The organism is Lutibacter sp. Hel_I_33_5 (assembly GCF_007827455.1).
GTDB lineage: Bacteria > Bacteroidota > Bacteroidia > Flavobacteriales > Flavobacteriaceae > Polaribacter.
The window spans coordinates 741,248-753,469 of record NZ_VISM01000001.1 but is presented as its reverse complement, the minus strand read 5'-3'; the positions used below and the strand labels follow the sequence as shown (position 1 = coordinate 753,469).

The 12,222-nt window shown below is 30.4% G+C and carries 7 protein-coding genes; 4 read left to right on the top strand and 3 right to left on the bottom strand.

Features of this window, described 5'->3' with window-relative positions:
- The first annotated feature begins 9 nt into the window (after nt 1–9).
- From OD91_RS03265 to OD91_RS03250, 4 genes are read left to right on the top strand one after another with little or no spacing between them, the layout of a single operon-like run.
- The gene (locus OD91_RS03265) at nt 10–2,937 is read left to right on the top strand and encodes a GH92 family glycosyl hydrolase (protein WP_144894968.1); all 2,928 of its coding nucleotides are present in this window, start codon (nt 10–12) and stop codon (nt 2,935–2,937) included.
- A 41-nt stretch (nt 2,938–2,978) separates the two neighbouring features.
- Nucleotides 2,979–5,303, top strand: a complete 2,325-nt coding sequence (locus tag OD91_RS03260) for a GH92 family glycosyl hydrolase (RefSeq protein ID WP_144894967.1) — start codon at nt 2,979–2,981, stop codon at nt 5,301–5,303.
- Between the two features lie 49 nt (nt 5,304–5,352).
- On the top strand, nt 5,353–6,357 hold the full coding sequence (locus tag OD91_RS03255; RefSeq protein ID WP_144894966.1) for a N(4)-(beta-N-acetylglucosaminyl)-L-asparaginase: 1,005 nt from the start codon (nt 5,353–5,355) through the stop codon (nt 6,355–6,357).
- A 3-nt stretch (nt 6,358–6,360) separates the two neighbouring features.
- Nucleotides 6,361–7,680, top strand: coding sequence for a sugar MFS transporter (locus OD91_RS03250; RefSeq protein ID WP_144894965.1), 1,320 nt, complete (start codon nt 6,361–6,363; stop codon nt 7,678–7,680).
- Nucleotides 7,681–7,892: 212 nt separating this feature from the next.
- Here OD91_RS03250 and OD91_RS03245 read toward each other — a convergent pair whose 3' ends face one another.
- The 3 genes from OD91_RS03245 to yidC form a co-directional block, all read right to left on the bottom strand.
- Nucleotides 7,893–8,774 (bottom strand): hypothetical protein, encoded by an 882-nt coding sequence (locus OD91_RS03245; RefSeq protein WP_144894964.1) that lies wholly within the window; start codon nt 8,772–8,774, stop codon nt 7,893–7,895.
- A gap of 692 nt (nt 8,775–9,466) precedes the next feature.
- Entirely contained in the window at nt 9,467–10,207 is a 741-nt protein-coding gene (locus OD91_RS03240) for an aspartyl/asparaginyl beta-hydroxylase domain-containing protein (protein WP_144894963.1), read from the bottom strand.
- A gap of 115 nt (nt 10,208–10,322) precedes the next feature.
- Nucleotides 10,323–12,200 carry a membrane protein insertase YidC gene (yidC, locus tag OD91_RS03235; protein WP_144894962.1) on the bottom strand — a complete coding sequence of 626 codons (1,878 nt, stop codon included), beginning with the start codon at nt 12,198–12,200 and terminating at the stop codon, nt 10,323–10,325.
- Nucleotides 12,201–12,222 lie beyond the last annotated feature (22 nt).

Here is a 12,222-nt window from a genome sequence, read left to right as displayed (position 1 = left end):
TCTATTTTGATGAAGCTTCATTTTTATTCTTTTTTTCTTGTCATATTCGTAATAATATCTTGTAACCGAAAACCGACAATTCCAACAGCAAAAAAAGATAAAAAGTTAATTTCTTATGTGAATCCATTTATTGGAACTGGCGGACATGGACATACATATCCAGGAGCAACAATGCCTTTTGGTATGATGCAACTTTCTCCAGATACGCGTTTAGATGGTTGGGATGGATGTTCAGGATATCATTATTCAGATGATGAAATTTATGGTTTTTCTCATACTCATTTAAGTGGAACTGGAGTTTCCGACTATGGAGATATTTTATTAATGCCAACAAATAAAATCAATTTTAATAATGGTGCTGATGGAAAACAAGGTTACAAGTCAAAATTTTCTCACGAGAAAGAAATAGCAGAACCAGGCTATTATAAAGTACATTTAGATGATACTAATATTGATGTTGAATTAACGGTATCTAAAAGAAGTGGAATACATAAATACGAATTTCCATCTGAAGATAATCAAATTGTAATTTTAGATTTATTACATCGTGATAAAGTTTTAGATGCAAAAATTAATAAAATTTCTAATACAGAAATAACAGGACATCGTTTCTCTGATGCTTGGGCAAAAGACCAACGATTGTTTTTTGCAATTAAAACATCACATCCTTTTAATGATATGTTGCAATCGCCACCAAAACAAGGAATGGCAGGAGCTCAGAAAATTGCTTTGACTTTTATCAACCCAAATAATGAACCAGTGTATCTTAAAATAGGGATTTCTGCGGTTGATATAGAAGGTGCAAGGAAGAATTTAGAAAAAGAAATTGGTAGTAAAACTTTTGATGAAGTTAAAAGTGAAGCGCAAAAAACTTGGGAAAAGCAATTAGAAAAAATCGTTGTTAATGATTCTAATAATGATAATAAAGTCAATTTTTATTCATCAATGTATCATGTTTCTATCGCCCCAAATCTGTATCAAGATATTGATGGAAGATATAGAGGAATGGATTTAGAAATTCATGAGAACAAAGATTTCGATTATTATACAGTTTTTTCACTTTGGGATACTTACAGAGCTGCTCATCCTTTGTACACAATTATTGAGCAAGAAAAAACGAATGATTTTATAAAGACTTTTTTAGCTAAATATGATGAAGGTGGTATTATGCCAATTTGGGATTTATCAGCAAATTATACAGGTTGTATGATTGGCTATCATGCTGTTCCTGTAATTGCTGATGCGTATTTAAAAGGAATTAAAAATTACGATGTAGAGAAAGTTTTTATGGCGATGAAACATTCAGCTACTCGAGATAAATTAGGATTAGATTCATATAAAAACTTCGGATTTATTCCTATGGAAAAAGAATCAGAATCTGTTTCTAAAACCTTGGAATACGCTTATGATGATTGGACCATTGCACAAATGGCAAAATCTTTAGGGAAAGAAGATGATTATAAAAACTATTCAGAAAGAGCACAATATTATAAGAATGTTTTTGATCCAGAATCTAAATTTATGAGAGGTCGTTTTAGAAATACTTGGTTTTCACCTTTTGATCCTTATGAAGTGAACTTTAATTATACAGAAGCCAATTCTTGGCAATACAGTTTTTATGTACCACAAGACATTTCTGGATTTATCAAATTATTAGGAGGAAAGCAACAATTAGAAAATCAATTAGATAAATTATTTGTTGCAGAAGACAAAACTTCTGGTCGTCATCAAGTAGATATTACGGGTTTAATTGGGCAGTATGCGCATGGTAATGAACCAAGTCATCATATGGCGTATTTGTATAATTTCATCAATAAACCTCATAAAACACAAGAGAAAATTCGTCAGATTTTAACAGAATTGTATACCAATACTCCAGATGGAATTTCAGGAAACGAAGATTGTGGACAAATAAGTGCTTGGTATATTTTTTCTTCTTTAGGCTTTTATCCTGTAACTCCAGGTTCAAATCAATATATTATAGGAAGCCCTCTATTTGAAAAAGCAACTATTAATTTAGAAAACGGAAAATCGTTTACGGTTGAAGCTAAAAATCAATCTGCAGAAAATAAATACATTCAAGCTGTAAAACTGAATGGTAAGAATTATGAGTACTCGTATATCAATCATCAAGATATTATAAAAGGAGGGAATTTGGTTTTTGAAATGACAAACACTCTAACAAAATGGGGGACAAAAGATGAATTTATTCCTTCAACTAAAATTGATGAACATTTAATTGTTGCTGCCCCTTTTATTGCTAAAGGAAAAACAGCTTTTAAAGGAAAAACAGAAATTACTTTAGAAAATGTAGATAAAGCTGTTAATATATTTTATTCTTTGGATGATAAATTTCAGAAATATGAAAAATCATTTACAATTTTTGATAAAGCTATTTTAAAAGTCTATGCTGAGAAAAATGGAGTAAAAAGCGCAACAATTAAAACTGATTTCTATAAAATTGATCCAAACATTAAAATTGATTTAAAAACAGAGTATGCCAATCAATACAATGCTGGTGGAAATAATGCTTTAATTGATGGAATTGTTGGTGCAGAAGATTTTAGAACAGGAACTTGGCAAGGTTATTTTGATACAGATTTGATTGCGATTGTTGATTTAGGAAGTGAAAAAACAATTTATAATGTAAATGTTTCATTTTTAAGAGATCAAAGAAGTTGGATTTTTCTGCCAAAAGAAGTTGATATTTATACTTCTAATGATGGGATTAATTTTAAAAAAGAAATAAATTGGAATTTTAGTTTACCTAAGAATACTGATGAAGTTAAGATTGAGAAAGTTCACGTTTCTAAATTAGGAAAAGCTAGATATGTAAAAGTAGTAGCTAAAAAATTTGGCAAACTTCCAGAATGGCATTTAGGCTATAAACATGATGGAAGATCTTGGTTGTTTGTTGATGAAATTCAAATAAAATAAATGTCAGGTTGAGCGCAGTCGAAACCTAATTAAATTATAAAATGATAAAAAAACTAATTCTAACAGTATTTGTAATCTCAATCATAAGTTGTAATTCAGAGTCAAAATCTAGTTTCGATAAAAAAGAAAAAAAACCTTCAAAAGATTTTGTGCAATTTGTAAACCCAATGATTGGTACTTCTAAAATGGGTCATGTTTTTCCTGGAGCTACAGCTCCTTTTGGAATGGTGCAATTAAGTCCACAAACTAACTTTGAAGTCATGTTTAAAGATAATAAGTACAATACTAAAACGTATGAGTATTGTGCAGGGTATCAATACAAAGATTCTACAATTGTAGGTTTTGCACACACTAATTTTAGCGGAACAGGACATTCCGATTTAGGTGATTTATTAGTAATGCCAACTGTTGGAAAGTTAGTGTTGAATCCTTTGAAAACAAAAGAAGGTGAGAAAGGATTTTACTCAAAATTTTCTCACAAAAATGAAACTGCTAAAGCTGGTTATTATAAAGTTGATTTAGAAGATTATAATATTAAAGCAGAATTAACAGCATCAGAACGAGTAGGTTTTCATCAATATACATTTCCAAAATCTTCAGAGTCACATATTTTGTTGGATTTGGTGTACAATGTTTATCATCATGATAATAAAAATGTATGGACGTTTTTACGTGTAGAAAATGATTCTACTGTAACTGGTTATAGACAAACTAAAGGTTGGGCAAGAACTAAAAAAGTGTTTTTTGCAATTAAATTTTCGAAACCATTTAAAAGTTATGGACATAAAAAATATGATAAAATCACTTATGATGGTTTTTATAGACGTTTTAATCAGAAAGAAAATTTTCCTGAAATGGCAGGAAAAGACATAAGAGCCTATTTTAATTTTGATACTAAAGAAAGTGAGAAAATAAAAATGAAATTTGCATTATCTTCAGTAAGTTCAGCTGGAGCAATGAAAAACTTAGAAGCTGAAATTCCACATTGGGATTTTGAGAAAACTAAAAATGAAACTCAACAAAAGTGGAATAAAGAATTATCAAAAATAGAAGTTGAAACGTTAGAAGAATCACAAAAAGAAACTTTTTATACGGCTTTATATCACACCATGTTAAGTCCGATTTTATATGAAGATGTCGATGAGAAATATAGAGGCTTAGATCAAAATATTCATACTTCTGAAGGATTTACAAACTACACGATTTTTTCTTTGTGGGATACTTACAGAGCATTACATCCATTATTTAATGTTATTCAGCAAGAACGTAATAATGACATGATTAAATCGATGTTAGCACATCAAAATGAAAGTGTACATAATATGTTACCAATTTGGTCTCATTATGCCAATGAAAATTGGTGTATGATTGGGTATCATGCAACTTCAGTAATTGCAGATGCTGTTGTTAAAAATGTAGGGGATTTTGATAAAAATGAAGCTTTAAAAGCATCAGTGGCAACTGCAAATGTTTCTTATTTTGATGGTTTAGGAGATTATTTACAATACAAATATGTGCCAGATGATAAAAGTCATTCTTCAGTTTCTAAAACATTAGAGTTGGCTTATGATGATTGGACAATAGCACAGATTGCGAAAAGTGTTAATGACGTAGAAACAGAAAAAATATTTTTAGAAAGGTCAGAATACTATAACAATGTTTTTAATCCAAAGAATGGATATATGAGTCCAAAATTATCTGATGGTGCGTTTAGAAAAAACTTTAGCCCTTTAGATACTCACGGACAAGGTTTTATTGAAGGAAATGCTTGGAATTACGGTTTGTATGTTCCGCATCAATTAGATAAAATGATTCAAATGATGGGAGGTAAGCAATCATTTTCTAGAAGATTAGATTCATTATTTACAATGGAAATTGAAGATAGGTACATTGCAAAACATGAAGATATAACAAGAGATGGAATTATAGGAAATTATGTACATGGAAATGAGCCAGGGCATCACATTCCTTATTTATATAATTGGACTGATGATGAACATAAAACTCAAGCAAGAGTTCGAATGATTATGGATACTATGTACGGACCAGGAGTAGAAGGTTTGTGTGGAAATGATGATGCAGGACAAATGAGCGCTTGGTATATTTTTTCTGCTTTAGGATTTTACCCTGTCACGCCAGGTTCTAATCAATATGCATTGGGAAGTCCATTAGTTAAGAATGCTACATTGAATTTAGAAAATGGTAATAAATTGATCATTTCGACTGAAAATCAATCAAAAGAAAATGTATATGTTTCTAAATTAAAGATTAATGGAAAAGAGATTGATAGGAATCATATCTTTCATGATGAATTGATGAATGGAGGAGAATTTATTTTTACAATGTCAAATCAACCAAAAAAATAACTATTCTTTGTCACCTTGAGCGCAGTCGAAAGGTCTTAAACTTATAAAAATGAAAAGAAGAAATTTTATAAAAAAAGCATCCGTTTCAGGTTTAGGATTGGTTGCAGTATCCTCAACTTTAATTAGTTGTGAAGAAACTAAGAAAGATGAAAAAGTAGTTGCTGCAGTAAATATAAAACCAATAAGACCTCTAGTTATTGCTACATGGAATACACCATTAGCGGTAGAAACGGCAGCAAAAGTTTTAGAAAAAGGAGGTTCGGTTTTAGATGCAGTAGAACAAGGTTGTAGAATTGAAGAAGCAAATGAAGAAGGTATGTCTGTAGGAAAAGGAGGATTGCCAGATAGAGATGGAGATGTAACTTTAGATGCTTGTATCATGAATGAAAAAGGTGATTATGGAGCAGTTTTAGGCGTTAAGAATATTAAACATGTAATTTCTGTGGCAAGAAAAGTAATGGAAGATACGCCACATGTAATGTTGGTTGCAGAAGGAGCAGAACAATTTGCCGTTTCTAAAGGTTTTAAAAGAGAAAATTTATTGACAGAAAAAGCCAAAAAAGCTTGGGAGAAATGGAAAATAACATCAGAATATAAACCTATAATTAATATAGAAAATCACGATACTATTGGGATGTTAGCTATCGATAAAAATGGTGATATTTCTGGTGCTTGTACCACAAGTGGATTGGCTTACAAGATGGCTGGTAGAGTAGGAGATTCTCCTATTATTGGCGGTGGTTTATTTGTTGATAATGAAATTGGTGGTGCTTCAGCCACAGGTTTAGGAGAAGAGGTTTTAAAAACAGTAGGTAGTTTTTTAATTGTTGAATTAATGCGTCAAGGGAAAACGCCACAACAAGCCTGTGAAGAAGCAATTGGAAGAATTGTAAATAAACCAGGAAAAGATTTTAAGAATTTTCAAGTAGGCTATATTGCAGTAAATAAACAAGGAGAAACTGGAGCATATTCTATTCATGAACATTTTAGCTATAATCTTTTTAAAGAAGGAGAGAATAAGAATATGCCATCAGATTTTTTTAATAAAGTATAATTTATGTCAACAACAGTAAATAACAAATCATACAAATCCGCATTTATATTTTTAACGACTTTATTTTTCCTCTGGGGATTTATTACAGTTTTAGTGGATAGTTTAGTACCAAGATTAAAAGATGTTTTCGAAATGTCTTATGCCAAAACTGTTTTGGTACAGTTTGCTTTTTTTGTAGCATTCTTTGTGTTTTCTTTACCAGCAGGATTTATTTTATCAAAAATCGGTTATAAAAAGGGAATTGTTTTAGGATTACTAACCATGGCTGCAGGTTGTTTATTATTTTATCCAGCTGCATCTTTTAGATCATTTCCAGTATTTTTATTTGGGTATTTTACTCTTGCAGGCGGAATTACAATTTTGCAAGTAGCTGCAAATCCGTATGTTGCTTTGTTAGGTTCTGAAGAAGGAGCAAGTAGCCGTTTAAATTTATCGCAAGCATTTAATTCTTTAGGAACTACAATTGCACCAGTTGTTGGTGCGTTATTTTTATTGAGTGACACTGTAAAAACATCTACAGAAATCGATTTATTATCGGCAACAGAAAAGACAAATTATTATGCAGCAGAAGCTGCTACTGTGCAAACGCCTTTTTTATTAATTGCTTCTTCAATAGCAGTTTTAGCAATTATTTTTGGATTTATAAAATTACCTAAAGTGATGCAAGAATCTCCTAAAGGAGGATACCTTACGTTATTAAAAAACAAAGTGATGCTTATGGGTGCTTTAGGAATCTTTGTGTATGTAGGTGCAGAAGTTGCTATAGGTAGTTTTTTAGTAAACTATTTTTCTGATATGAATTTAGCAACAGTAGTTTCTCAAAATGAAACCATGATGAATATTGCAAATACAATTGCAAGTACTTTTAATAAAACATTTACAGATTCTGACCCAAAATCTTTATTAGGAATTTTTGTAATATTTTATTGGGGTGGAGCAATGATTGGACGTTTTGTAGGTGCTTATCTAACCAAAATTATGGCTCCAGGAAAAGTTTTGGCAATTTTTGCAAGTTTAGCAATTGCTATGATTTTAATTTCTATAAACACAACTAGTTTGCTTTCTATGTGGTCAATTTTGGCTGTTGGTCTGTTTAATTCAATTATGTTTCCAACAATTTTTACATTGTCTTTAGAAGGATTAGGAGATTTAAAAGCACAAGCTTCTGGTTTACTTTGTATGGCAATTGTTGGTGGCGCAATTATACCTTTTGCTTTTGGAAGTTTAATAGATGGTTTTGGTTTTAAAACAGCGTTTATCTTAACAATTCTTTGTTATGGATATATTCTGTTTTATGGGAGATTTAAAGCAAGAAAAGTGTAATTATTTTAATTTTTCGCTAACGTTTGGCTAAGAAACGTAGGGCAGGTGATAAGTAATGCGTTTCGGTTTGGTACTAAGTCAAGTATAATATTTTGCTTTTATCTTTTTTACTATAAACGTCAAATTTTATATTTAGCGTACTTAGTTAATATTCACATACCTTTCGGTTAAGCACAAATGCCCTATGTTATTTATATATTGTTAGCATTTCTTTATTTTATTTCAATGTTATAACCTAGCTTTTTAGCGTTGTCAATAAAGTCAGAAGTATTATGTGGATTCCATTGATTGCAAGTTGCGATTATTTCTCCATCAGCTAAATGTATTGTTTCTGTCGACTTGATATAATGTCTTTTATGCCCCCAATTGTTATAGATTTCTTCTGCTCTTGATAGTTTGTCAAAAACTCCAAAACTCCCTTGAATTTGCTTTGGAAATATCTCTTTTAATTTAGAGAATGTTGTCGTAGGATTTAAATCCACATATTCTCTAACAATCTCATTTACCAATCTTGCCTTATTAAACACCTTGTTTTTATATAAAAATTTGGAATAATCTTTTTCAGAATATTTATAAGAGAAATATGTATCAGAAACAACAAAAATATTGTTATCAGTACTACGATATCTATTCAGTACAATTCCAGCAATTGGTATTATGTCTTTGTATTTATAGCCTTTATTTAGTCTTTCTTGTAAATCAGCACTAATTGATGTCCCCACCATTACACCAATCCATTTAGGTTTTACATCTGCTTCCCAGTAATTTCCAATCTCTAATATTTGTTCTTTTTGGTCTAAATAACTTTCAAGTTGATTTAATGTTGATTCGTCAATCTGATTTAGTTTTAGTTCTATTATGCTTAAATATTCTGCTCCGTATGATGTCAAAATATCGATTCGCCCATCTCTGTTTCTTCTTCCTTTTTTTAAAGCAATTTCCTCGTCAAGAACAGCTACTTCAGTAAAGTTATCTTTGTCTAAAATAAGTATTTCTTCGTTTTCAATCAAATAAGCTTCCATAGCCAATTCTTTCTTAAATGGATAAGGAGTTAATCCAATATTATTTGCTGTTACTTGTTTGAAAATTTTCATTGGGTTGATTTAATGAATGCTAACCTATACGATTATGTGTCGTTTTAATGACTTATAATCGACGTTAGCTAAGTTCGGTTTTTATTATCAAAAAATCAAAGGGGAAAAACACCCATTTTTTAAATAACCTAGTAGGAGAGAGTCTATTAACTAAGTTGTTGCGAAGTATTCTTTTTTTAATTGTGGTAATTTCTTTAATAAATCACTTCATTATTCTATAACACAATTTTTTATACGATTAAGTTTAATAGGTTTTTAGATCTTAAACTCATTTGTATTAAGATTACAGAAATTATAACTGTAATAGCTTGTAAACTAAAAAAAAAGATTAAAATTATTTTTTTATTTATTTTGTTTTTTAATAGTCGATAAGTGGAATATCCTAAGCTGAATGCCATAAATAATAAGGAAGGGATGGTTATTGTATGTGCAATAACATTAAAGGAATTGTTCTCTATAGGATAAAATGAAATTAATATTAAAGCAATAAAGTATAGTGTTGCAATAACGTTAATAAGTAGAATTGTCTTTTCTAATTTGATTTGTTTCATAATTTATTAAGTATAAACTAAAGCATTTTATACAGAATTAAGTTCAATATAAATTTTGTTAGCAATTTAGTTTTTTTGATAAAAAAAATAATAAGGAAAAACACCCATTTTTATAATAGGGTGAATTTTTTAGAAAAGTAATTAGTTAATGTTTTTTTGGATATTATTTTCGTTGAATTCAGTTATTTTTTGTTGTAAATCACGAATCAATTGTTGAGCAATGGGTTCATTACTATATTTTAATTGTTCAATAATTTTCTTCATGGTTTCTGGGGAGTCAGTTTCTTTAGGAATAGGTTGGAAACTTTCCTTTGGAGCTTGTGAAAAAAATAATTGATCTGACCATTCATTTCTTTCACCATCAATTACCAAATGAACACGGTCTGTCTGACCAGAATTTATAACGGAATGTACATAGTTTACATTGGTATACCAGCATTCTCCAGGTAACATTGTTAATTCTGTTCCGTCTAGAACAAAGTGGACATCCGAATTGGTAACGATTGGTATGTGTAAACGAAACGTACCATCTTCATAGCCTAGTTCATGATCTCGATGTGGTTTAATTTCTGCGCCAACTCCCAATCGAAGAATACGTGCCGTGAGTATAGTGCATTTAAAAGAATCAATTACTTCTTTAAAATAAAGACATTCTTTAAGTATTGATGTTTCTGAAATCACTGAGTTAGCTGTTGGATGCGCAAATATATTTGCGTCTTCTCCGTTTTCTGCATACAATGAAATAGCCTTCCAATCTCCCTGATAACCACCTGTGTTAAAATGCGGAATCCAATTGCCTTCAAGAACTAACGATAAATCGTGGGTTAGTTTTTCTTTGTTAAACTGAAAAGGGAATTTTAAATATTTTGTGCTTTTTAGCATTGTCAATTTTAAGAATTTTCCATCAAAAAAATAACAAGTAAAAACACCTGATTTTACTGCAAAAAAAACCGAAACTACTAAGTTTCGGTTTTTATAATTATCTAAGGCATTGCCTTTATTTTTTCTTTTGTTTTGCTTGTTGCTCTTGCGCTTGTTTCATAGCAGAGTCAATTTTTTGTCTGAATTTACTCTTGGCTTTTTCTGGTCGCTTTTTGTTTTCCTCGATTTGAGCAATTATTTTCTTCTCATCAATTACATAGTTTTTAATCACTAACATAATAGCAATCGTTAATAAGTTAGAAATAAAGTAATACAAACTTAAAGAACTTGCATAACGATTAAAGAAAACTAACATCATAATAGGAGAGAAGTAAATCATATACTTCATCATTTTACTCATATCTGGCATTCCTTCTTGCGTAGGAGCTTGCATATTTGCTTGCTGACTTTGATTCATCTTCATGTAAAAGAAAATGGCAATAGAAGCTAAAATCGGAAATAAACTTACATGATCTCCATACATTGGAATGCTAAAAGGTAAATTAAAAATTACATCGTAAGAAGATAAATCTGGTGCCCATAAAAAGCTCTCTTGTCTTAAAGCAATATTTGTAGGAAAGAACTTAAATAAAGCAAAGAACACTGGCATCTGTAATAATGCGGGTATACAACCAGACATCATACTTACTCCAGCTTTTCGCTGTATGGCCATGGTTTCTTGCTGACGCTTCATGGCGTTTTCTTTTCCAGGATATTTCTCATTTAAGGCAGTTAATTCGGGTCTTATTACCTTCATTTTTGCACTTGATAAATATGATTTGTAAACCAACGGAGACATTATCAATCGAACAACAATGGTCATTAAAATAATAATTAGACCGTAATTACTCATAAATCCTTTAAGAAGATTGAATACAGGATAGAAGAGGTTTCTATTTAAAAAACCAAAAATTCCCCAACCTAAATCTGATGTTTCATCTAAATTAGTTCCTTCGTATTTTTTCAATAAATTATAATCAGAAGTACCGTAATACCATTTCATGTTATAATTTAATTCACCATTAGTTAATACTAGCGGTGTTTTTAATTCGTATTTCTTGGTAAAAACGGTATCAATCTCTTCATTCTTTACTAAATCTGTAGAAGTAACAGTAGCATTGTTAAATGGAGTATCTGTTAATAGGTTTGAAGTAAAGAAGTGTTGTTTGTATGCAACCCAATCTACATCATTAATAACCTCAGAATTTCCTGCATTTAGGTAATCAACTTCATCTTCAGTTTTATAATAATAATAAGAGTACATGGTGTTCTCTGTATATAAACTCTTTTCGTTTCTATAACCATTTAACGACCAGTCTAACTCTATTTTATTCGATGAATTAATAACATTACTTAATCCTTGAGAACGTACAGCAAAATCAACCATATATTCGTTAGGTTTCATTTCGTATCTGTATTCTAAAAATTTAGTATCAGAAACTTTTAACTTCATAGACAATACTTGATTGTCTCCATTTTTAGTTAAGGTAGGTTCAAAATTTAAATCTTTAGTATTTAAAATTCTGTTATCCGTTGTTCCAAAATTGATATTAAAAGACGCATTTTTGTCCTTTATCATATATAAAGGAAGCGAATCGTGTGTTTTGTGATTTTTGATTAGCGCTTCAATAATTTGCCCACCCTTTGGATCGATAGTAAGTTTAAGTAACTCATTTTCTAAGACCTGAGTTTTTGCGCTTCCATTAGTTGCGCTATAAGCAAAAGCACCTAATTTATTTTTCGCTTCAAGTTGTTGTAAAGAATCGTTAGCTATAATTGGAGTTCGCGTAAAACTATCTTGCGCTGTTGTATTTTGTTTAGTCTCGGTTACTTGTTCGGTTTTAGTTTCTTCTGGAGATACTTCTGGTTTATTAGTACTCATCCACCAAAGCATAATTCCACCTAAAAGAAGCATTCCAATAAATGAATTAACGTCGAATTTTTTTTGTTCCATGTAGTTTTCTTAAAATGTCAAT

Excerpts from the sequence above, each read along its gene's own strand:
- OD91_RS03265 (WP_144894968.1), top strand. The coding sequence starts at position 10 with ATGAAGCTTCATTTTTATTCTTTTTTTCTTGTCATATTCGTAATAATA.
- OD91_RS03260 (WP_144894967.1), top strand. The coding sequence starts at position 2,979 with ATGATAAAAAAACTAATTCTAACAGTATTTGTAATCTCAATCATAAGT.
- OD91_RS03255 (WP_144894966.1), top strand. The coding sequence starts at position 5,353 with ATGAAAAGAAGAAATTTTATAAAAAAAGCATCCGTTTCAGGTTTAGGA.
- OD91_RS03250 (WP_144894965.1), top strand. The coding sequence starts at position 6,361 with ATGTCAACAACAGTAAATAACAAATCATACAAATCCGCATTTATATTT.
- OD91_RS03245 (WP_144894964.1), bottom strand. The coding sequence starts at position 8,774 with ATGAAAATTTTCAAACAAGTAACAGCAAATAATATTGGATTAACTCCT.
- OD91_RS03240 (WP_144894963.1), bottom strand. The coding sequence starts at position 10,207 with ATGCTAAAAAGCACAAAATATTTAAAATTCCCTTTTCAGTTTAACAAA.
- yidC (WP_144894962.1), bottom strand. The coding sequence starts at position 12,200 with ATGGAACAAAAAAAATTCGACGTTAATTCATTTATTGGAATGCTTCTT.